The organism is Aquabacterium humicola (assembly GCF_030167915.1).
Taxonomy (GTDB): domain Bacteria; phylum Pseudomonadota; class Gammaproteobacteria; order Burkholderiales; family Burkholderiaceae_C; genus Pseudaquabacterium; species Pseudaquabacterium humicola.
In genome coordinates this window covers 397069-419057 of sequence record NZ_JARGNB010000003.1, presented here as the reverse complement: position 1 = coordinate 419057, position 21989 = coordinate 397069, and the positions used below count along the sequence as shown (strand labels likewise).

Here is a 21989-nt window from a genome sequence, read left to right as displayed (position 1 = left end):
TCCAGCAACAGTGCGTGAATGCTCGGTAAACCGATCGCGTTCACGCACCGAGCGTGTTGTCAGCAGGGCATCTCCGCGCCCTTGCGGCTGTAGAAGAACCAGGTCATCGCGACGCAGGTGACGTAGAAGGCGATGAAGCACCACAGCGCCGCGTCGGGGTTGCCGGTCATCGCGATCGAGGTGCCGTAGCTCTTCGGGATGAAGAAGCCGCCGTAGGCGCCGACCGCCGACGAGAAGCCGAGCACCGCGGCCGCTTCCTTGTTGGCGTCCTTCACGGCCTGGTCCTGCGCGGCCTTGGCCTGGCCCTTCGCGGCGCGCTGCCGCTCGGTCAGGAAGATGATCGGGATCATCCGGAAGGTGGAGCCGTTGCCGATGCCGGCGGTGGCGAAGAGGAACAGGAAGGAGATCAGGAAGCCGGTGAAGTTGCCGCCCTGGCCGTTGTGGGGCATGAACTGCAGCACCGCCACTACGCCCAGCGCCATCCCGATGAAGTTCCAGAAGGTCACGCGCGCGCCGCCGAGCTTGTCCGACAGCCAGCCGCCGACCGGGCGGATCAGCGCGCCGACCAGCGGGCCCAGCCAGGCGTACTGCAGCGCGTTGACGCCGGGGAACTGGCTCTTGATCAGCAGCGGGAAGCCGGCCGAGTAGCCGATGAAGCTGCCGAAGGTGCCGAGGTAGAGCCAGCACATCAGCCAGTTGTGCTTGCGCTTGAAGATCACCGCCTGGTCGGCGAACGAGGCCTTGGCTTCGGCCAGGTCGTTCATGCCGAACCACGCGGCCAGCGCGCTGGCGGCGACGAACGGCACCCAGATGTAGCCGGCGTTCTGCAGCCACATCACCATCGCGCCACCGGCCTTGGTGACCGCCTGCGGCGGGCCGCCGAGGTCGCCGAAGACGCTGGCGCCGATCACCATCGGCACGACGAACTGCACCAGCGAGACGCCGAGGTTGCCGAGGCCCGCGTTGAGGCCGAGCGCCGTGCCCTTCTGGTCCTTCGGGAAGAAGAAGCTGATGTTGCTCATGCTCGACGCGAAGTTGCCGCCGCCGAAGCCGCACAGCAGCGCCAGCAGCACGAACACTTCGTACGGCGTGCCGGGGTTCTGCACCGCGAGGCCGATGCCGATCGCGGGCAGCAGCAGCGAGGCGGTGGAGATGGCCGTCCAGCGCCGGCCGCCGAAGATGGGCACCGCGAAGGAGTAGAAGATGCGCAGCGTCGCGCCGCACAGCGCCGGCAGCGAGGCCAGCCAGAACAGCTGGTTGGTCGAGAACCGGAACCCCACTTGAGGCAGGTTCACGACCACCACCGACCACACCATCCAGACGGCGAACGCGAGCGTCAGCGCGGGGATGGAGATCCAGAGGTTGCGTTGCGCGATGGACGCGCCCTTTGCGCTCCAGAACGACCGGTCTTCCGGGTTCCAGTGCGCAATCATCGATGTGGAGGTCATCAGAGGCTCCAGGTGTTGTATGCGGGGGGGGGTTCAGGCCTTGACGGGCACCGCGGCCGCGACGGCGGTGTGGTGCATGACGTCGGTGCGGCGCACTTCGGTGAAGTACATCCAGATCAGCGAGACCCAGACGACGCCGTACATCAGCATGAAGGCCGAGGAGCGCACGCCGGTGAGGTCGAGCAGCGCGCCGAACATGATCGGCAGCACGAAGCCGCCCAGGCCGCCGGCCAGGCCGACGATGCCCGAGACGGTGCCGATGTTGTGCGGGTAGTCGTCGCTGATGTACTTGAAGACGCTGGCCTTGCCGAAGGCCCAGGCGACGCCGAGCACGAACATGATCGCGGTGAAGCCGACGACGTTCAGGCCGATGTGGAAGCTCTTCGGGCCGTTGACCGTCAGCACCGTGAAGTCGGTCTGCGGGTAGCTCAGCAGGAACAGGCAGATCCAGCTGACCCACATCACCCACCAGGTGATCTTGTGCGCGCCGTGCTTGTCCGACAGCCAGCCGCCGATCGCGCGCAGCACGCCGCCGGGCAGCGAGAAGCAGGCGGCCAGCAGCGCAGCGACGCGGATGTCGAGGCCGTACTCGCCGACGTAGTACTGCACCATCCACAGGCTCAGCGCGACGTAGCCGCCGAACACGATGCTGTAGTACTGGCAGTACTTCAGCACCTGCGGGTCCTTGAGCATCTTCAGCTGGTCGACGAAACGCACGTGGCTCGGCACCTGGTGCGCAGGGTCGTGCGCGCTGAACATCCAGAACAGCAGCACGGTGCCCAGCATCACCGCGGCGTAGACCTGCGGCACCATCGTCCAGCCGAAGGCGACGACGATCGCCGGCGCGAGGAACTTGTTGACCGCGGCACCGGAGTTGCCGGCGCCGTAGACGCCCATCGCGAATCCCTGGCGGTTCTTCGGGAACCAGCGCGCGACGTAGGGCGTGCCGACCGAGAACGAACCGCCGGCGAGACCGACGAAGAGCCCGATCGTCAGGAAGTGCCAGTACTCGGTGGCGTACGACATCAGGAAGATCGCCGGCACCGTGGCGGCCATCAGCAGCGCCATCACGATGCGGCCGCCGAAGCGGTCGGTCCAGATGCCCAGCGGCACGCGGATCAGGCTGCCGGTGAGCACCGGCATCGCGGTGAGCAGGCCGAACTGCGTGGCGTTGAGGTTGAGCGCCTTCTTGATCGGGATGCCGATGACGCCGAACATCATCCAGACCATGAAGCAGACGGTGAAGGCGAGGGTGCTGACGATCAGCACCGAGATCGCCTGGCGCTGGCGCGAGGCCGGCGCGGCGGTGGTTGTTGTCGGGGCGGACCGTGCCGGCAGCGCCGACGCGGTCGAGACAGTGGAAGCCATGACGGGACTCCTGTGGACCATGCGGTCACTATCGGCGTCATGCTCCTGGCGCGGCATCCTTCGGTGGCATGCGCGGGCACGGCGGAAGAACGATGCCGGGCGCCCGGCGCATCGTTCCGATGGACGATTCACGACCATGCTTGCGCACGATCAAGGAACCTCGCCCGACGGCCTCGGACAATGTGCGACCGGCCTTGCCCGGCTGCGCCGGATGAAGCCCGCGACTATCGTTTTCGGGCAGCGCCGTTGATGCGCATCAAGGGGTCCACGGTGGCCCCGCCGCGAGCCGGCCTGGCGCCGTGCAACCCGCCACGGATCGGCCCCGCAATCTGAGCTGGTCGCTCATTTCTGATCGCATCGGTCCGAAGATGATTGCACCTGAGCGATCGAGCGAACCATGCGCCTCAACCAACCCGTGACCCAGCGTGAGTACGAGCTGCCCGAGGGCGCCACGCTCATGTCGACGACCGACCTCAAGGGCCGCATCGTCTACGCCAATGACGCCTTCGTCGAAGCCAGCGGCTTCACCCGCGAGCAGCTGATGGGCCAGCCGCACAACATCGTGCGTCATCCGGACATGCCGCGCGAAGCCTTCGCCGACATGTGGGCCACGCTCGAACGCGGCGAGCCCTGGACGGCGCTGGTGAAGAACCGGCGCGCGAACGGCGACCACTACTGGGTGCGTGCGAACGCCCTGCCGGTGGTGCGCGACGGCCGCCCGGTGGGCTACATGTCGGTGCGCACCAAGCCCACGCGCGACGAGGTCGCGGCGGCCGAGCGGCTGTACCGCGACTTCCGCGAAGGCCGTGCCGGCGCGCGGCGGCTGCAGCGCGGGCTGCTGTTCGCCGGCGGCGTGCGCGGCTGGCTGACGAACTGGCGCCGGACCGTGTCGGTGCGCGCGCGCATCCGCCTGACGATGGCCGGCATGGCCGCGCTGCTGGCCGCCGGCGGCTTCGTGGCCGCGTCCGGCGGCGCCGGCGCGGCCGTGTTCGCGGCGCTGGCCGCGTGCGTGGCCGTGGCCGGCTCGGCCTGGCTGGAGCAGCAGGTCGCGCGGCCGCTCGAACGCGTGCGTGCGCAGGCCCTCTCCGTGGCCACCGGCGCCAGCCGCGACGTGCTGTGCATGGACCGCGTCGACGAGATCGGCCTCGCGCTTCGTTCGGTGAGCCAGCTCGGCCTGATGTTCCGCTGGCTGATCGACGACGTCAGCACGCAGGTGCAGTCGGTGCAGACGGCCGCCACCGAGATCGCGCAGGGCAACCACGACCTCAGCGCACGCACCGAGCAGGCGGCCGCCAGCGTCGAGCAGACGGCGTCGTCGATGGAGCAGATGACCGCCTCGGTGCGCACCAACGCCGAGACCGCCGGCGAGGCCGACCGCATCTCGGGTGCCGCCAGCGCGGCCGCCGGGCGCGGCGGCGATGCGGTGCAGCAGGTCGTCGTGACGATGGGCGAGATCGCCGACAGCTCGCGCCGCATCGCCGACATCGTCGGCACGATCGACGGCATCGCGTTCCAGACCAACCTGCTCGCGCTGAATGCGGCGGTCGAGGCGGCGCGCGCCGGCGAGGCCGGCCGCGGCTTCGCGGTCGTCGCCGGCGAGGTGCGCACGCTCGCGCAGCGCAGCGCGCAAGCCGCGCGCGAGATCAAGGCGCTGATCGCCGCGGGCGTCGACAAGGTCGAGGCCGGCGGCCGCCTGGTCGACGGCGCGGGACGCACGATGCAGGACATCGTCGCGCAGGTCGGCCGCGTGTCGTCGCTGATCGGGCACATCAGCGCGTCGACGCGCGAACAGGCCGACGGCATCGCGCAGGTCGGCCAGGCGGTCGGCCATCTCGACCAGGTGACGCAGCAGAACGCCGCGCTGGTCGAGCAGAGCGCGGCGGCCTCGCTGAGCCTGCAGCAGCGCGCCGAGCGGCTGGCCGAGGCGATCCAGGCCTTCCAGTGACGGCGCGCCGCGCCTGCTGGAGCCGGGCGCTCAGCGGCGCGGCGAGCGCCCCGGCCGGTGGTTGAACAGCAGCACCGCGTTCACGCACAGCGAGCCGACCACCGAATAGGCGACGCGCGCCGGGTCGACGACCGCGAACGCCGCCACGACGATGGCCGCGTCGATCGCCATCTGCACCGCGCCGGCGCGCACGCCGAAACGCCGCTGCAGCGCGAGCGCCAGCACGTTGATGCCGCCCAGGCTGGCGCGGTGGCGGAACAGCACCAGCAGGCCGATGCCGATCAGCGTGCCGCCGGCGATGGCCGCGTACATCGGCTGCACATGCTGCAGCTGGATCAGCCGCGCGACGGCCTCGACACCCGCCGACAGCGCGCCCACCGCGAGCAGCGTGCGCAGCGTGAAGCGGCCGCCCATCTCGCGCCAGGCCAGCAGGTAGAAGGGCAGGTTGACGACGAACAGCGCCACGCCCAGCGGCCAGCCGGTCGCGTAGCGCAGCAGGAAAGCCAGGCCCGGCGTGCCACCGGTCAGCAGGCCGGCGCCGGACAGCAGCGACAAGCCGAGCGACACCACGACGATCGCGGTCGCGAAGGCCTGCAGGTCATCGAGCAGCGAAGGCGGCGCGGGGCGCCAGGAGGCGCTGGCCACGGGTTCGCGCAGCGCCGTCGGAGAAGCGGACATGGCCTGCAGTGTCGGGGCGAAGGGGGCCGGCGCGCCTTGCGCCATGTCAAGGGACCTGTCGCACGGGCCGGCGGCCCGCGCCGCGCCTGGCGTCACGCGCCCGGCTGCGGCGGATCGGCGGCATCGCCGGGCATGCGCGCACCGCGCCGGCGCGCCATGTCCTCGCCCATCTCGCGGCGCAGGGTCTCGTCGAGCGCGGCGCCGAGCAGCGGATGCACCGTGCCCTCTTCGAGCGCGATGTGCGCCCGGTAGCGGTCGGCGAACTCGCGCCAGCGGGCCTCGCGAGGCTCACGCGCGCTGTCGGGCAGGCGGCCATCCTGCACCGCGTCGAGCTCGCTGCGGATGCGCGACCACGCGGCCGACAGGCTGCGGTGCTCCTCGAACAGCCGCAGCGCCAGCGCATGGCGGCCCAGGCGGCCGAGCAACGGCAGCACGTGGCGTTCCTCGTCGTCGTGGTGGTGCACCGCGGCGACGTCGAAATAACGCTTCAAGTCGATGGCCGCCTGCCGGGCCGACGCATCGGCGCCGGCATCGACCAGGTGCGCGGCCAGGCGCTCCAGCAGCGCCAGCATGCGCAGCACGCGCTGGTGGCAGGCCTCGAGCATCTCGACCGGCTCGTCGAAGCCGGCGCTCGGGCCGGGGAACAGGGGCAGCGGGGCATTCATCGCGGGGTCTCGGTCGAGGACATCGTGTCAGAAAAGCGAAGACCGCATCAGGCGCCGGGCGACCCGGCGGCGATTGCAGGCCGCGCGCTGCGCGCCTGGTGGTCGGCGAGGAAGACCGCGGCCTGCACGCGCGAGGCGAGCTTCAGCTTGCGCAGGATGTGCTGCACGTGGATCTTCACCGTGGTCTCGGCGATGTTCAGCTCGCGCGCGATCTCCTTGTTGCTCGCGCCGCGCGCGATCTGCTCGAGGATCTGCTGCTCGCGCGGCGACAGCGCGGCCAGCGGATCGGCCGGCGGCGGCGGCTCGGCGGCCTCCGTCGGCGCCGCGGCCGCCCCGAGGGCACCCTGGTGCTGGGCCTGGAAGGCCAGCACCAGCTTGCTGGTCAGCTCGGGGCTGATGACCGACTCGCCGCGCATCGTGCGGCGGATGGACTGCGCGAGCACGTCGCCGTCGACCGTCTTCAGCAGGTAGCCCTGCGCGCCGCGCTGCAGTGCCGCGGAAAGGTCCTGCTCGTCCTCGCTGACGGTGAGCATCAGCACGCGGGTATTCGGCGCCACCTCGCGCAGGCCGGCCAGCGCATCGATGCCGAGCACGCCGGGCAGGTGGTTGTCGAGCAGGATCACGTCGGGCTGCAGCGCGGCCGCGGCGCGCTGCGCCTGGCCGGCATCGGCCGCCTCGCCGGCGACGGCCAGGTCCTCGTACTGCGACAGCAGCGCGATCAGGCCGCGCCGCAGCAACGTGTGGTCGTCAACGACCAGCAGCCTGATCGGCGAGGCGGGCGGGCGGGGAAGGTCCATCGATGTCCTCGGCAAGGGGGGAGGTGGCCGGCGCCGGCAGTGTCAGCACGACGCAGGTGCCGCCGGTGCCCGAGCGCCATTGCAGCGTGGCGCCGATGCGCTCGGCGCGCTCGCGCATGATGGCCAGGCCGACGTGCGTCGCCGGCCGCAGCGCATCGGCATCGAAGCCGCAGCCGTCGTCGCGCACCTCGAAGCGCCACACCGGCGCCTGCTGCACGTGCACGCTGACGGCCGATGCATGCGCATGCTTGCGCACGTTCGACAGCGCTTCCTGCACGATGTGCAGCACCTGGATCTGCACGTCCGCCGGCAGCGGCACGCCGTGGCCGACGCTGTGCAGCTGCGCCGGCACGTGTGCCTGCAGCTCGAACTTCGACAGCGTCTGCCGCAGCGCGCTGACGATGTCCTCGCTGCGCGTGCGGGTGCGGAAGTGCAGCAGCAGCTCGCGCACGTCGGCGTAACTTTCCTGCACGCCGGACTCCAGCTCGCCGAGGCTGCGCTCGACCGTCGCCGCGTCGTTCTGGCGCCAGCCCTTCTTCAGCAGCGCGACCTGGATCTTGAGGAAGGCGAGCGACTGCGCGATCGAGTCGTGCAGCTCCTGCGCCAGCAGGCTGCGCTCGCCGGCGACGGCGGCCTCGCGCTGCAGCTCGGCCGCACGCAGCGCCTCGATGCGCGCGGCGAGGTGGCTGGCGAGCGTGTCGTACAGCGAACGTTCCTCGCCGGCGAAGGCGCGCGGCTCCCGGAACAGCAGGTCGATCTCGCCGAGCACGCGCGCATGCAGGCGCACCGGCACCGACAGCAGCGTGCGGAAGCCGTGGGCGCCGCAGCGCAACGCGTCCTTGCTGCCGGCCGGGACGTCGGCCGGGGCGATCGGGATCACGCGGCTCTTCGCCCCGTGCGCGGGCTGGCCGCAGTGACAGCCGCCGGTGGGCAGGCACTGCTCGCCGGCGGCGATGGCGTCGGGCAGGCCCTCGGAGGCCAGCATCAGATAACGCTGGTTGTCCTCGTCCGACCAGCGCACCACCACCGCGTCGGCCTGCGCGATGCGCCGCAGCAGCGGCGCGAAGCCCTCGGCCAGCGGCTGCAACGCGTCGGCGCGCGCGATGAAGGCGCTGACCTCGTACAGCGCGGCCAGCCGCCGCCGCTTGATCTCCAGCCGGGCGGTCTTCTCCTCGACCTTGGCCTCGAGCTGCGCATACAGCGCCTGCAGGTGCGCCGCCATCGCGTTGAAGGCCTGGCCGACGTCACCGAACTCGTCGGCCGACGGCTGCTCGACGCGCGCGGCGAAGTCGTGTTCGCCGAAGCGCGCCACCGCACGCTTCAGGCGCTGCAGCGGCTCCAGCACGAACAGGTGACCGATGTAGAAGGACGCCACGGTGGCGCCGATCGCCAGCGCGACCAGCGCGAACTGCACGCCGCGCAGCACAGCGGTGCGCTGTGACAGCTGCTGCTCGATGTCGCCGACGAAGCCGTCGATGCGCTGCACGAAGTTGTCGACCTCGGCCAGCGCGGGCGCGGCGGCGCCGGCGCCCGGCGCGGCAAGCCACTGCGCACGCAGCACGGTCCAGCGGCGGCGCAGCTCGTCGAAGCGCGCACGGGTGTCGTCGTTCCACGGCACCATCAGCGGCCGCGCCGGGTCGCCGCTGCGCAGCAGCTCCAGGCTGGCATCCATCGCCTCGGCCGCCTCCAGCCGCGCGGCGGCCGGCTCGGGCGCCTGCAGCAGCAGCACGAAGCGGTAGGTCTGCATGCGCATGCGGCCGGCCTCGTTGACCGCCGCCGCGCCCCCTTCGAGCTGCCAGGACACCCACAGCGTCAGGCCGATCGACGCCAGTGCCGCCGCCAGCAGCGCGCAGCCGGTGACGAAGAGCTTCGAGGCGAGGGGCCAGCGGGCGGAGACCATCGGCGCCACTGTAGGGGTCGGCCCGCGCGGCGGACTTGAGCGCCGTCAAGCGGCGCGCCGCGCCTGGCCGGCACCGCCGCGTTGCGCCCGGCCGGCACCGGCCGCGCTGTACTTCAGGCCGTTGCGGACGACGGGCTGTCCGCGACCGGGCCCGCGGTCGTGCGGGCCGGCGGCACCAGCAGCACCGGCACCGCGCTGCGCCGCGCGACGCCTTCGGCGACGCTGCCGAGCATCGCGCGCGACAGTCCGCGGCGCCCGTGCGTGCCGATCACGATCAGGTCGCAGCCTTCGCGCGCGGCGATGTCGACCACGGTGTCCGGCAGGTCGAGCACCGCGAACACCACCTTGCTGTCGGCGGCCACGCCGGCGGCGCCGGCTTCGCGCACGGCCGCGGCCAGCATCGCGTCGGGCCGGTGGGCGCGCGACTCCTGCTCCTGCGCCAGCATCTCGTAGCTGGCGAACTCGCGCAGCTTCGGGAAGTCGTCGATCACGTGCAGCAGCAGCAGCGAAGCCGACTGCGAGACGGCCAGGCGGATGGCTTCCTCGAGCCCGCGCTGGGCGGTCGGGCTGCCGTCGATCGGAACGAGGATGCGCGAGGTCATGGGGTGCTCCTGGATCTGCCGTTCCAGTCTAGGAACGCGGCCGCATCGCGGCTTGCGCTGCGTCAACCGGCCGCCCGGGGCGCCTCGGAAGAATGGCCTGGCATCCCGTCGATGCGCCGATGAGGGCCTTGTCGATGACCTACCGCAGCCTGCTCGTCCTGCTGGACCAGGATCCCCGGTGCGCCGAGCGCATCGAGCTCGCCGTCGCGCTCGCGCGCGGCTTCGACGCCCACCTCGTCGGCCTCGCCCCGACCGGCCGCCTGCAGTTCCCGGTGTTCGCCGAAGCCGGCGTGCTCGGCGGCGAACTGATCGACCGCGCCTGGGCCCTGCTGCGCGAGCAGGCCGACCATGCCGCGGCGCGTTTCCGCCAGACCTGCCGCCGCGCCGGCCTGGCCTCGATCGAGACGCTGGTGGTGGAGGAGGACACGGCCCAGGCGCTGGTCCGGCATGCCCACTGCAGCGACCTCTGCCTGCTGGGCCAGCCCGACCCGTCGCGGCCGCAGCACCTGCTGGAGCGCGACACGCTCGAACAGGTCCTGCTGCACAGCGCGCGGCCGACGCTGGTGGTGCCCTACGCCGGCGCCTTCGCCGGCGCCGGCCGGCGCGTGATGGTGGCCTGGGACGACAGCCGCGAAGCCACGCGCGCGGTCAGCGACGCGCTGCCGCTGCTGCAGCGCGCGCAGCGGGTCGACCTCGTCGCCTGGTGCGAAACCGGCGACGCCGAGGCCGCGATGCGGCCGCGGCTGGGCGCGCTGCAGCGCTGGCTGCGCTGGCACGGCGTCAGCGCCGAGCCGACGGTCGAGTGCACCGAGATCCCGATCGCCGAATCGATGCTGTCGCGCGCCGCCGATGGCGATGTCGACCTGCTGGTGATGGGCGCCTGGGGCCATACGCGCTTCAATGAACGGCTGTTCGGCGGCGCGACGCGCGGCCTGCTGGCCTCGATGACCTTGCCGGTGTTGATGTCGCACTGAGCCACCGGAACGAACACGAAAGGATTTCACCGTGAACCGCCCCGAAGCCGCCGCGTTCGATGCGGCCGATGTGCGCCGCCGCCTGCGCGAACGGGCCGACGAACTGGCGCTGGAGCTGGCCGCCGTCGCGCCGGGCGACGCCGTGGCCGGCGCGCACGAGGTCGGCGACCTGAAGGACCTGGCGGCCAGCGAGGCCGAGGAGCAGGTGGCCGACGCCGGCGCCGAGCGCGACCTCGCCGAGCTGCGCGCGGTCGGCGCCGCGCTGCAGCGGCTGGACGACGGCCGCTACGGCCTGTGCGTCGACTGCGGCGAGCCGATCGATGCCGCGCGGCTGCGGGCGCAGCCGGCCGCGCCGCGCTGCATCGCCTGCCAGCGCAGCGCCGAGCTGCATCCGCGGTGAGCGCGCGACCGACGCCGCACCTCGCGATCGCACCCGACGTGCCGGCGCCGCCGCCGGCGGCCGACGTGCAGCTGTCGCCGGCGCTGCAGCGCTTCGGCGGCGGGCTGGCCTTCTCGCTCGGGCTGCTGATGGTGGTGGTGGCCGGCGCCGAGCTCTTCACCGGCAACAACCTGCTGGTGATGGCCTGGGCCGACGGCCGCATCGGCTGGCGCGACGTGCTGCGCAACTGGGCGGTGGTGGGCGCCGCCAACGCGGTCGGCGCGGCCGGGCTCGCGCTGCTGGTCGCGCTGTCGGGCCTGGCCGATGCCGGCGACGGCAGCCTGGGCCGCACGACGCAGCGCATCGCGCTGGCCAAGGCCGCGCTGCCGCTGGACGAAGCCTTCGTGCGCGGCGTCCTGTGCAACCTGCTGGTGTGCATGGCGGTGTGGATGAGCCTGGCCGGCCGCAGCGTGGTCGACAAGGCGGTGGCGGTGGTCTTCCCCATCACCGGTTTCGTCGCCGCCGGCTTCGAGCACTCGATCGCCAACCTGTACTTCTTCCCGCTCGCCGCGCTGCTGGGCGCGCCGCTGCCGGCCGGGGCGGCGCTGGCGCAGCTGGGCGCGGTGGTCGCCGGCAACCTCGTCGGCGGCAGCGTGCTGGTGGCGCTGGTCTACTGGCTGATCTACGTGCGCCCGGCGCGCCGCCAGGCCGGCTGACGCAGGGCCTGGCCCGCACGTTGCAGGCCCTCTGCGGCCGGCGATTGATCGGCCGCAATCGAACGCCGCGCAGCGCGGTCCATAGTGGCCTTCAAGCGGTGGTCCGTCGTGCTGCCGCACCTGCATTGCAGTGCACTGGAGGACAGGTCATGCGGTACTTCCTGATCCGTTGGCTGGCGTTCCTGACGCTGGCCGCCTGCAGCGGCTTCGTTTCGGCGGCGCCGCTCATCAGCCTGGACCTCGTCTCGCCGAAGCAGCGCCTGTCCGCCGGGGAGATCTTCTACGTGACGGTCGAGATCTCCGGGCTGCGCACCGCCGGGCTCGACGCCGTGGTGGGCGCGTTCGACCTCGAGATCAGCTTCAACGGCGGCGACGTGACGGCGCTGGACACCGGGCCGCCCGCGGGCTTCGGCAGCGCGCTCGGCGATGCCGCATTGGGCGAGGCCTTCGGCTTCATGGACTTCAGCACGCCCGGCGTGCTGCGCATCGCGCAGACCAGCCTGCTGGACGAAGCCGCGCTGACGCTGCTGCAGTCGGACAGCTTCATCCTCGCGACGCTCGGCTTCCAGGTCGGCGACGAGCCCGCGCACACGCTGCAGAACTTCGTCATCTCGCAGTTCGACCTCGCCGATGCGTTTGCGCTGCCGATCACCGATGACGCCGGCAACCCGGTGCCGGTCCAGACCGGCGTGCTGACGCTGCAGGTGCCGGAGCCGCCGACGTCGGGGCTCGCGGCGCTCGCGCTGCTGGCCGCGCTGGCCCTGTCGCGGCGCGCGCACCGCGCCGCCGCGACGTCCGGCCGCGTGCGCGCGGCGCTGCTGGGCGCGCTGCTGTGGCCGGCCGGCCTGGTGGCGCCGGCGCAGGCGGCCGAAGTGCCGCCGGCCAAGGCCGCGCAGGCCACGTTTGCCGGCGCCTCGGCATGGGCGGTTCGCGAAGACCGCAACCACGCCGCCTATGCCAAGGCGCTGGTGCTGAACGCGCTGTGGGACACCAGCCCGGCGCTGCGCGCCAATCCCGGCGCGATGGCGGCGGCGGTGCAGCAGAAGTGGGACGAGGCCGCACCACGCGACGAGCTGCTGGGGCGCAAGCTGATGCGCGCCGTCTCGGCCGGCGCGCAGGCCCTGGGCCGCGAGGGCCGGCCGGCGCTCGAGAAGCTGCTCGACAAGGCCGTCGCCGCCGCGCTGCCGCCCGTCGATGAAGCGCTGCTCGACAAGGGCGGCCGCGCGCTGAAGCACAAGCGCGGCCCGCTGTCGCCGATCGACGCCTCGCTGGCGCTGGAAGACGAGTTCCACAAGCTCGCGCAGCGGTCCGGCGACCGCCGCTTCGTGCAGGCCTACAACCAGACGGTGGGCAGCAGCCTGGGCGTGCACCTGGGCCTGAGCGAAGCCGCCACGCGACAGCAGCGGCCGACGTACAACGCCGCGCTGGAGGCCAATGCGGACGTGCGCGCGATGCGCAACGCCAAGGGCGGATTCACGATCGGCGCGCCGCAGGCGGTGAACGCGATCAAGGTCCAGATGACGGACGTCGCGAAGATCCCCGAGGGCGTGAAGGCCGACATCGGCACGCTGGTGCCGCTGCAGTCGGACATGGTGGCCTACATGGGCAATGCCGCGCTGCGCAAGACCCAGCGCGACCGCCTGAAGCAGGCCGCCCTGGTGCATCGCCAGAAGCTGGACGCCGCGCGCGCGGCCACGCACCTGCTGGGCGTGCCGCTGGCCGTCGACAACCCCAAGCTGGCCAAGCAGGTGGGCGTGCTCAAGCGCGCCCATCACCGCGCCGCCGAGTCATCGATCGGCTATGCGCAGGGCGTGGCCGACCTCGGCAAGACGCCCGACCTGCCGCCGGCGAGCGCGCGCATGGCCGCCGCGGCACACGCCGGGCAGATGCTGGGGGCGGCGGCCGAGCTGTTCTCGCTGTATGCGAAGCAGCAGGCGCCGGATGCGTCGATCGCCGGCCATGTGAAGGGCCTGGGCCAGAAGATCCGCACGGTGCCGCCCGAGCTGAAGCTGCACCACGACCGCATGGACCGCGTGCTCGCCGGCATCTACCACGACCTCGACACCGAGCTCGGCAAGCTCGAGCTCGCCACCGCGACGATCCAGCAGAAGGTCGGCGAGATCCAGAACCACCTGTACGCGATCGAGGACCGCATCAGCAGCCTGGAGCGCCATCTCGTGGCCATCCTGCAGGAATCCGCGCTGCAGGCCTTCCTGGTCGAGCACGACACCGCGCTCGGCTACAAGGCCCGCACCGGCCTGACGATGACGCTGCCGGCCTTCGATGCCTACCAGGTGCTGTTCCGGTCGTGGTCCGACCAGGTGCCCTGCAGCGCCACGTTCGTCGCGCCGCCGGCCGGCGCCTACACCCCGGCGGTGCTGTACGAGCAGCTCGTCGAGAAGGGCCACACGCTGGACGAGAACGTCGACTTCCTCGTGAAGTACGCGGACGCCGTGCTCGGCAGCGCCGGCCCGGCCGAGGGCTGCAGCGGCAGCGGGCGCCTGCCCAATCCGCAGGTCTGGCTGCTCGGCGCCAACGCCTACGTGCAGCTGGCGCGCGAGAACCCCTGGTATGCCGCGCGCACCGAGCGCAACAACCCGCAGGCGCTGGCGTCCGTCGTCGCCACCGGCACGGTGCTGCGCGACGCGCTGCAAAGCCTGGCCTCCGGCGATGCCGCGACCGGGCGACGCGGCGTGCTCTTCCATGCCATCGACGGCTACGGCGGCCGCACTGCCCAGCTCTTCGCCGCGCTGGCGGTGCCGGGGCAGGACCTCACGCCGCTGGCCCGCCAGGTGAGCGGTTACCACGCGCTGCTGAAGGCGGCGATGTCGCTGGGCCTGCCGCGCTCGCTGGCGGAGACCGACTACCTCAACGCGCTGATCGCCGGCGAGCAGGCCCTGCCGAGCGGCGATGACATCCTGCGGCTGGTCGGCGAAGGCGTGCCGCCGGCGACCCTGCAGGCCAGCACCGAGGCACGCCGCAGCGCGCTGCGCGCCGAGCTGGTGCAGGCCTTCCAGGGGCTGGACAGCGCCGACTTCGCCGAGCTGCACGCGGCCGTGCAGGGGCTGCTCGACGAGCTGGACCATCGGCGCACCGCATCGCCGGCGCTGGCGCTGGGCGACTTCTACAGTGCCCGCCCCGGCGCACCGCTGAAGGTGCCGGTAGGCGGCGTGCTCGCCAACGACGCCCGCCCGTTCCCGGCGGACACGGTCAACAACGCCGTGCGGGCGCGCCTGTGGATCGGCCCGGCGCAGGGCACGCTGACCTGGCCGCGCTCGAACGACGGTTCGTTCGTCTACCTCCCGGCGGCCGGCTTCAGCGGCCAGATCGGCTTCACCTACAAGGCGTCCGACGGCGTCGTCGACAGCGAGGAGGCGACGGTGACGATCCGCGTCGGCGACTACGGCGACCTCAACGGCGACGGCCGCGTCGACTCCACCGACCTGTCGCTGCTGATGGCGCTGATCGGCAAGGAAATCGACGACGCCACGCTGGAGAAGGCGGACCTCAATGCCGACGGCGTGGTCAACGCGCTCGACGCCAAGGCCCTGACCTGGATCTGCTCGAAGCCCGCGTGCGCGCCCTAGACGAACCCGAGCCGGTCAGCGCCGCGGGAGGCCGCCCGCGCCGCGCGCCCTCAGCGCAGCGCCGAGCGCACCCAGGCGACGAGCTGGCCGGCGGCCATCGCGCCGCTCTGGCGCGCGATCTCGCGCCCGCCGCGGAACAGCGCCAGCGTCGGAATGCTGCGGATGCCGTATTGCGCGCTCGTCGCCGGCGCGGCGTCGGTATCGAGCTTGGCGAAACGCACGTCGGGCAGCTGCTGCGCGGCGGCCGCGAAATGCGGCGCCATCATCTTGCAGGGGCCGCACCAGTCGGCCCAGAAGTCGACCAGCACCGGCAGCTCGGTGCCGTCGACATAGGGCCCAAAGGACGCGTCCGTCAAGGTCACCGGCGCCGCCGGCATCAGCGCGGCGCTGCAGCGGCCGCAGCGCGGGTCGTCGTGCAGGCGTTCGCCGGGCACCCGGTTCTTCGTTCCACAGTCGGGACACACGAGTTGCATGCGCGGCTCCTTCCGTCTACCGTTCCGCCATTCTTCACCATCCCGCCACAGCCATGTACGAACGCATCCTCGTGCCCATCGACGGCAGCAGCACCTCGCGCCGCGGCTTCGACGAAGCGCTGAAGCTCGCGAAGCGGCTCGGCACGGCGCTGCACCTGCTGAACATCGTCGACGTGCCGATGGTCTACGGCGACGTGTCCGGCACGCTGCCGCCCGAGGAGCTGCTGGCCGGCTGGCAGGCCAGCGCCGAGCAGCTGGTGGCCGACGCCATCGCCGAGGCGCGTGCCGCCGGCGTGCAGGCCGACGGCATCGTGCGGCGCGACCCCGGCGAGCGGGTCTGCGACGTCATCGTGCAGGAGGCCGTCAAGAGCCAGGCCGACCTGATCGTGATGGGCACGCACGGCCGCCGCGGCCTGCGCCGCCTGGCGCTGGGCAGCGACGCCGAGCTGGTGCTGCGCGGGACGCCGGTGCCGGTGCTGCTGGTGCGCGATCCGGCGGAGTGATCAGGCGCAGGCCTGCGCCCACAGGAAATCGACCACCGCGGACTCCACCGACTCGACCTCTTCCGGCGTGGCGCCGGCGAAGCCGTGGCCCACGCCCGGCAACGCGTGCAGCTGGTGCGCGACCCCCTGCTCCCGGAAGCGGTTCGCGAGTGCGTCCGATTCCGACGCCGGCACGTCGGTGTCGGCGCGTCCATGCACCAGCACCGTCGGCGGAAATCCGGCATCGATGTTCCGCAACGGGCAGTACGGTTCGAACCAGGCGGCCTGCTCGGGCCACGCGTGGCCGGTCACTTCCGGCAGCCACAGCCCCTGCTGGCGGCAGTACAGGTAGAAGCGCGATCGATCGGCGCCCTCGGCCGTCGGCACCGGCGTCAGGGCCAGCGATGCCAGCGCGTCGGCCCGTTCGACGAGCGGTGCGGTGCGGTAGTGCGCGCTCGGCTCGGCCTCCCACGGGGCGGTGATGTCCCCGTAGCCCCAGAACGACGCGATCGCGCGCGGGCGTGGCGTGAACCGATGCCCGGCCAGCAGCGCCAGGTAGGCCCCGGCGGACGCGCCGGCCGCGCAGGCGCGGCTCGGATCCGCGCCGCAGTGCGTCGGGCCGGCCTCGTGCAGCCACCGCCAGGCCTCGGCGACGTCGTCGACGATGGCGGACAGCTTCGTCTCGGGCGCGAGCCGATGGTCGATCGAGACGATGACGAAGCCCCGCTGGAGCAGCAGGCGCGCGAACGAGGGCCGCGGCGAGATCGTGCGCGAGCCGAAGATCAGCCCGCCGCCATGAATCCACAGCACGCAGGGCTTGAGCCGGTCCGGTTCGGCTCCGAGCACATCCGCCTCGATCGGCAGGCCCTGGGCGGTCTTGTAGACGTGGGTGCGGCGCTCGTTCATCGCTTGGGGTCCCCTGTCGCGCCCGACGGGCGCGGTGCGCCGTCATTGGAGCACCGCGGCGTCAGGCCGACAGGCCGATGGGCCCCCGGTGGCCCTCAGCCCGGCAGCCGCGCCCGCATCGCCGCCACCAGCGGCGGAATCGCCGAGGGCGGGAACGGCGAGACGCTGCTGACGTTGATCTCGCACAGCACGAAGCGCTCGCCGCCATCGGAAGCGGGTTCGCCGAAGAAGAAGTCGCAGTCCCACAGCAGCGGCAGGCGGTCGGCGGCCAGGCCGGCCGCTTCGCGCAGCTGATCGATCCAGCCGCCTTCGAGGCGCTGCCGCAATGACTGGAACGCGGGCTCGTCGGGGCCGTGGTACAGCCGCGGGCCCGGCAGCGGCTCGCTCGGGTGCAGCGCGTTGACCGCCTGGTGGCCGAAGCCGGCGACGCGGTCCTCGACCAGGTAGGCGCGCAGCATGCCGTCGGCGATGCGAGGCTGCCAGGCCTGGTCGATCAGATGGCCGCCGTGCTGGGGCTCGAAGTACGCGGCCAGCAGCTGGCGCAGCGCGGACCAGTCCATCAGCGCCTCTTCGCTGCCGCGCTGCGCGGGGCGCACGCGCAGGCGCTCGTCGCCGCTGCGTTCGATGCGCCAGACGCCGATGCCGCTGTGGCCGCGGTGCTGCTTCAGCACGCGCGGGCCTGCGGCCAGCCGCGCAGGCAACTCGGCCTCCAGCTGCGCGAGGCTGCCGATGCGGTGCACGTCGCTGCCGAAGGGCAGGTCACGGGTGGCGAGCAGCACGTCCTTGGTGCCGAGCGCGAGGATGGTGTCCGGATGCGCGCTGACGTGCACGCCGGCGGCGGCGACGCGGCGCAGCAGCGCGTCCAGCGCATCGCGGCGGCGGCCGCCTTCGATCGGGTTGCACCACACCTGCACGACCTGCACCCGCGCCAGCTGCGCCGCCACCTCGTCGGCGAAGTCCTCGTGCCACACCGCCGGCTCGGCGGCGATGCCGGCGGCGGCCAGCGCGTCGAACAGCGCAGCGAAGCGGCTCTCGGCCGGATCGGCGCGGTCGCGCATCGCGCGGTCGCCGGGGTACAGCAGCGCGATGCGCCGTGGCGCCTGGGTGGCGGTCACTGGGTAACCTCCGTGCTGCGCACTGCGGTGCGAGCCCCCTTCGGAACGGCCGGGCGGGCGCTCATGACGCCGCTCCCGCCGCCTTGGCCACCACCGGCCGGCCGGCGCTCGTCCAGCCATCGATGCCGCCGACCAGGTAACGCGCGTCCACGCCCGCCGCGCGCAGCCGCAGCGCGGTCGAGCGGCCGACCTCGTGGCCGTAGATGCAGTAGACGACCACCGGCCGCCCCGCGGGCAGCTCACCGGCCCAGTCGTCGACGCGCGCCGGATCGCACCAGCGCGCGCCGGGCAGCATGCTGCCGGCCTGCTCGAAGACGCCGGCACGCCGCACGTCGAGCACGGCCGCCTGCGCGCCGTTGTCCGACAGCTCGCTGGCGTCGCAGCCGGCGCCATCGCTCGCCTCGTGCACCGCCTGCTGATAGCGTTCATAGGACGCGGCCCAGTCGGGCGCCTTCGTGCGCTCGATGACGGCGATCTCCGCACCGGCCGGCGTGCCGTCGCCCGACCAGCGCAGCGCCAGCCGCGCGGCGTCGGCGCGGAACTCCAGCAGCAGCCGACCCGCGCCGGGCGCGGCACCGAAGGCGACGCAGGCCTCGCGGAAGCGATCGACGCTGCCGAAGCTGGCGGCCAGCGCCAGTGCGAAGGCCGGGGCCATCAGCGCGTTGCGCTCGTCGGCCAGGGGATCGTAGGGGCGGGCAGTGTGCATGGTGACGCTCCTTCAGCGCAGGAAAGTGACGGCCAGCCCGGCCACCGCGCTGCCGGCCAGCAGCGGCAGCACGCCGAGCTTGAATCGGAACAGCGCGACCGCGGCGGCCACGGTGATCGCCGCGGCGGCGACGTCGAAGCCGGCGGCGAAGCCCTTCGGCCACCAGACGTGCCAGGCGAAGAACAGCGCCAGGTTCAGGATCACGCCGACCACCGCGGCGGTGATCGCCGACAGCGGTGCGGTGAAGCCGAGCCGGCCGTGCGTCGCCTCCACCGCCGGGCCGCCGGCGAGGATGAAGACGAAGGAGGGCAGGAAGGTGAAGAAGGTGACGACGCTGGCCGCCAGCGCACCGCCGGCGAACAGCGCATCGGGCCCGGCCACTTGGCGAAGCCAGCCGCCGACGAAGCCGACGAAGGCCACCACCATGATCAACGGGCCGGGGGTCGTCTCGCCGAGCGCGAGGCCGTCGATCATCTGCGGGCCGCTGAGCCACTGGTGCTGCTCGACCGCGCCCTGGTAGACGTAGGGCAGCACCGCGTAGGCGCCCCCGAAGGTCAGCAGCGCGGCCTTGGTGAAGAACCAGCCCATCTGCGTCAGCGTTGCCTGCCAGCCTTGTGCGGCGACCAGTGCCGCCATCGCCCCGGCCCACAGCGCGAGGCCGATGCCGAGCACACGCGCCAGCCGCCGGCGGGAGAAGCGCGCATGCGGTGGCGTGGGCGTGTGGTCGTCGATCAGCGCCGGGCCATAGCCGGCCTGCGCGCCGCCATGGCCGCCGCCGAGCGCGAACACCGACGGCCAGCGCTTCGCGCCGACGTGGCCGATCAGCGCCGCGGCGACGACGATGGCCGGGAAGGGCGCGTCGAAGGCGAAGATGGCGACGAAGGCCGCCGCCGCGATGCCCCACATCCACCGGTTCTTCAGCGCCCGCGTGCCGATGCGGTGCGCCGCATGCAGCACCAGCGCGGTCACCGCCGGCTTGATGCCGTAGAACACGCCGGCGACCACCGGCACGTCGCCGAAGCGCAGGTAGATCCAGCTCAGCGCGATCAGGATGAACAGCGAGGGCAGCACGAACAGCGCGCCGGCGACGATGCCGCCCCAGGTGCGGTGCATCAGCCAGCCGATGTAGGTGGCCAGCTGCTGGGCCTCGGGGCCCGGCAGCACCATGCAGTAGTTCAGCGCGTGCAGGAAGCGGTTCTCGCTGATCCAGCGCCGGCGCTCGACGAGCTCGCCGTGCATGATCGCGATCTGCCCGGCCGGGCCGCCGAAGCTGATGAAGCCGAGCTTGAGCCAGAAGCGCAAGGCCTCGGCGAAGCTTACCGGCGCGGGCGGCTGCAGCGCGGGGGCGTCGGTGCCCGGCGGCGCGGCGGCTGGATTGGTCGCTGACATCATGGGTTAGGCATCGTTGAAGCGCCGGGGGCGGCGTAGAGGGCATCGAAGACCGCGCCGGCGGCGGCGGCCAGCTGGTCGTCGTCGGCATGCACGGCGCGCAGGCCGGCGAGCACGGCCTCCAGGCCGGGCGCTTCGGGCACCGGGATGCCGCCGACATCGAGGTAGTGCACCGCCTGGGCGATGCGCTGCAGCTTCGCATCCCCGTCCAGCCCGAAGCTGGCGGCCAGCACCTCGAAGCTGACCAGCGCGCCGACGTGGGTGAAGCGGGCGCCGTCGTAGTCGAAGCCCAGCACGCCGCGCGGCGCGCGGGCCGGGTCGTCGAGCCAGACGAACGTGGGCTCGGCATCGATGAAGCGGCGGATCAGCCACGCGCAAGCCAGGCGGTCGACCCACGGCCGCGCGCGCGTGGCCCAGCGCCGGCCCTGGTGCTTGCGCACGTCCAGCCGCACGAGGCCCTGCGCGGCCTGCGCCAGCGGCTCGCCCTTCGAGAAGCGCCCATCGAGCGCCCGGCGCAGCGCGGCGAGGTGCGCCTCGGCCTGCTCGCCGGCAGCGCCCGGGTAGTAGTCGATGCGCTGCAGCGCGGCCAGGGCGTCGGCGCAGGTGCGCAGGCGGCGGCGCGCGTCTGTCTCGTCCAGCGTCTCGAGCTGCGCGGCGAACTGATCGGCCTCGCTGCGCCACTGGGCATACGCGTCGCGGCGGCTGAACAGCGCCTCGATCTCGATGCGCTGCGTCTCGCCTCGTGGCGCCAGATCCATCAGCGTCGCGCTGCCGCCGTGCTCGCGCACCTCGTCGGCCAGCGGCTCGAACAGCGCGGCCTGCGCCTGCGGCAGCAGGTAGGCGCCATCCCGCAGCGCGGCGCTGCCGACGGCCTTCAGGCCGCGCCAGACGCGCAGCCGCACCGCGTTCGGCTGCGTCGGCAGGGTGAGGAAGAGCACGGCCCACATGCATGAAATATATGCGTCACTTTGAGAAATAGCAATTTCATTCTTTACAGCCGGGCCGCCAAGCGCTGAAATCGGCCGGTGACGGGTCGACGTCATGCAGCGAGGTCGGACCATGAAGACGCGGCGCCACGGGGCAGCGGGTCTGTTCGGGATGCTGCTGTGCCTGTGCGGCGCGGGCGTGACGCCGGCGCAGGAGACGCTGCCGACGATCACGCTGTACTACAACGACCGGCCGCCCTACCTGGTGCCGGCGGCGGACGGCTCGGCCTCGGGCCTCACCGGGTCTCCGGCCGCGGCGGCCTTCAAGGCCGCGGGCATCGCCGTCCAGTGGGCCAAGGTGCCGACCAACCGCCAGCTGATGAGCATCCGCCGCGACGCCGGCCCGGAATGCGGCATCGGCTGGTTCCGCAACGCCGAACGCGAGCAGTACGCGAAGTTCACGAAGGCCATCTACCGCGACCTGCCCACCGTGGCGCTGGCCAGCCGCGACTTCAAGGCCGTGCGCGAGGGCTCACGGCTGGAAGACGTGCTGGCGATGAAGGGCCTGCGCGTGCTCGCCAAGGACAACTACTCGTACGGGCCCACGATCGACGCTCTGCTGGCGCGGCTGAAGCCGACGATCATCTACACGACGAGCGAGAACTCGGCGATGGTCGAGATGGTGCGCTTCAACCGCGCCGACTTCATGTTCGTCGCCGAGGAGGAGGCCGCCTACCTCGTCGAGGAAGCCGGCCTGAGCGCGCGCGAGTTCCACCTGATCCGCTTCGCCGACGTGCCCCGGGGCGAGCGCCGCCACATCATGTGCAGCAAGCAGGTGCCGGACGAGGTGATCGCGCGGCTGAACCGGGTCATCACCTTCGAGTGACGGCGGCGCGGCGGCGCCGGGGCCTGTCGGTCGGCGCGTTGCGCGCC

The 21989-nt window shown here is 72.5% G+C and carries 20 protein-coding genes; 7 read left to right on the top strand and 13 right to left on the bottom strand.

What is annotated here, in order from left to right; translation table 11 throughout:
- Positions 1–59 precede the first annotated feature (59 nt).
- Both P1K89_RS18020 and P1K89_RS18015 read right to left on the bottom strand, forming a co-directional pair.
- On the bottom strand, positions 60–1448 hold the full coding sequence (locus P1K89_RS18020; RefSeq protein WP_284617868.1) for a NarK family nitrate/nitrite MFS transporter: 1389 nt from the start codon (positions 1446–1448) through the stop codon (positions 60–62).
- Between the two features lie 33 nt (positions 1449–1481).
- Entirely contained in the window at positions 1482–2816 is a 1335-nt protein-coding gene (locus P1K89_RS18015; RefSeq protein WP_284617867.1) for an MFS transporter, read from the bottom strand.
- 397 nt (positions 2817–3213) lie between these two features.
- On the opposite strand from P1K89_RS18015, the gene P1K89_RS18010 reads away from it, so the two are divergent.
- A complete protein-coding gene (locus P1K89_RS18010; RefSeq protein ID WP_284617866.1) occupies positions 3214–4761 on the top strand; it encodes a methyl-accepting chemotaxis protein in 1548 nt (515 codons plus the stop codon).
- 30 nt (positions 4762–4791) lie between these two features.
- Here P1K89_RS18010 and P1K89_RS18005 read toward each other — a convergent pair whose 3' ends face one another.
- The 5 genes from P1K89_RS18005 to P1K89_RS17985 form a co-directional block, all read right to left on the bottom strand.
- Positions 4792–5439, bottom strand: a complete 648-nt coding sequence (locus P1K89_RS18005; RefSeq protein WP_284617865.1) for a YitT family protein — start codon at positions 5437–5439, stop codon at positions 4792–4794.
- 92 nt (positions 5440–5531) lie between these two features.
- Positions 5532–6104: a hemerythrin domain-containing protein gene (locus P1K89_RS18000; protein ID WP_284617864.1), complete on the bottom strand. Its 573-nt coding sequence runs from the start codon at positions 6102–6104 to the stop codon at positions 5532–5534.
- Positions 6105–6151: 47 nt separating this feature from the next.
- Positions 6152–6901, bottom strand: a complete 750-nt coding sequence (locus P1K89_RS17995; protein WP_284617863.1) for a response regulator — start codon at positions 6899–6901, stop codon at positions 6152–6154.
- A complete protein-coding gene (locus tag P1K89_RS17990) occupies positions 6852–8801 on the bottom strand; it encodes a type IV pili methyl-accepting chemotaxis transducer N-terminal domain-containing protein (protein WP_284617862.1) in 1950 nt (649 codons plus the stop codon). Before P1K89_RS17990 ends, P1K89_RS17995 begins: the two co-directional genes overlap by 50 nt.
- A 113-nt stretch (positions 8802–8914) precedes the next feature.
- Entirely contained in the window at positions 8915–9403 is a 489-nt protein-coding gene (locus P1K89_RS17985) for a universal stress protein (protein ID WP_284617861.1), read from the bottom strand.
- Between the two features lie 119 nt (positions 9404–9522).
- Here P1K89_RS17985 and P1K89_RS17980 point away from each other — a divergent pair, with 119 nt between their 5' ends.
- From P1K89_RS17980 to P1K89_RS17965, 4 genes are all read left to right on the top strand, one after another.
- The gene (locus P1K89_RS17980) at positions 9523–10377 is read left to right on the top strand and encodes a universal stress protein (protein WP_284617860.1); all 855 of its coding nucleotides are present in this window, start codon (positions 9523–9525) and stop codon (positions 10375–10377) included.
- A 31-nt stretch (positions 10378–10408) separates the two neighbouring features.
- Positions 10409–10777: a TraR/DksA family transcriptional regulator gene (locus P1K89_RS17975; protein WP_284617859.1), complete on the top strand. Its 369-nt coding sequence runs from the start codon at positions 10409–10411 to the stop codon at positions 10775–10777.
- The gene (locus P1K89_RS17970) at positions 10774–11472 is read left to right on the top strand and encodes a formate/nitrite transporter family protein (RefSeq protein WP_284617858.1); all 699 of its coding nucleotides are present in this window, start codon (positions 10774–10776) and stop codon (positions 11470–11472) included. Before P1K89_RS17975 ends, P1K89_RS17970 begins: the two co-directional genes overlap by 4 nt.
- A gap of 149 nt (positions 11473–11621) precedes the next feature.
- Positions 11622–15059, top strand: coding sequence for a dockerin type I domain-containing protein (locus tag P1K89_RS17965; protein ID WP_284617857.1), 3438 nt, complete (start codon positions 11622–11624; stop codon positions 15057–15059).
- Between the two features lie 50 nt (positions 15060–15109).
- On the opposite strand, the gene trxC is transcribed toward P1K89_RS17965, so the two are convergent.
- Complete coding sequence (gene trxC / locus P1K89_RS17960) at positions 15110–15532, bottom strand: thioredoxin TrxC (protein WP_284617856.1); 423 nt, start codon at positions 15530–15532, stop codon at positions 15110–15112.
- Positions 15533–15585: 53 nt separating this feature from the next.
- On the opposite strand from trxC, the gene P1K89_RS17955 reads away from it, so the two are divergent.
- Entirely contained in the window at positions 15586–16035 is a 450-nt protein-coding gene (locus P1K89_RS17955) for a universal stress protein (protein WP_284617855.1), read from the top strand.
- On the opposite strand, the gene P1K89_RS17950 is transcribed toward P1K89_RS17955, so the two are convergent.
- From P1K89_RS17950 to P1K89_RS17930, 5 genes are all read right to left on the bottom strand, one after another.
- Positions 16036–16920: an alpha/beta hydrolase gene (locus tag P1K89_RS17950; RefSeq protein WP_284617854.1), complete on the bottom strand. Its 885-nt coding sequence runs from the start codon at positions 16918–16920 to the stop codon at positions 16036–16038.
- A gap of 95 nt (positions 16921–17015) precedes the next feature.
- Positions 17016–18035 carry a Cj0069 family protein gene (locus P1K89_RS17945; protein WP_284617853.1) on the bottom strand — a complete coding sequence of 340 codons (1020 nt, stop codon included), beginning with the start codon at positions 18033–18035 and terminating at the stop codon, positions 17016–17018.
- A 61-nt stretch (positions 18036–18096) separates the two neighbouring features.
- A complete protein-coding gene (locus tag P1K89_RS17940; RefSeq protein WP_284617852.1) occupies positions 18097–18741 on the bottom strand; it encodes a rhodanese-like domain-containing protein in 645 nt (214 codons plus the stop codon).
- A 12-nt stretch (positions 18742–18753) separates the two neighbouring features.
- A complete protein-coding gene (gene chrA, locus P1K89_RS17935) occupies positions 18754–20133 on the bottom strand; it encodes a chromate efflux transporter (protein WP_439898003.1) in 1380 nt (459 codons plus the stop codon).
- Positions 20130–21077 (bottom strand): chromate resistance protein ChrB domain-containing protein, encoded by a 948-nt coding sequence (locus P1K89_RS17930; protein ID WP_284617851.1) that lies wholly within the window; start codon positions 21075–21077, stop codon positions 20130–20132. The genes chrA and P1K89_RS17930 overlap by 4 nt, the downstream gene beginning before the upstream one ends.
- A gap of 112 nt (positions 21078–21189) precedes the next feature.
- On the opposite strand from P1K89_RS17930, the gene P1K89_RS17925 reads away from it, so the two are divergent.
- Positions 21190–21942, top strand: a complete 753-nt coding sequence (locus P1K89_RS17925; protein ID WP_284617850.1) for a transporter substrate-binding domain-containing protein — start codon at positions 21190–21192, stop codon at positions 21940–21942.
- Positions 21943–21989: the final 47 nt, after the last annotated feature.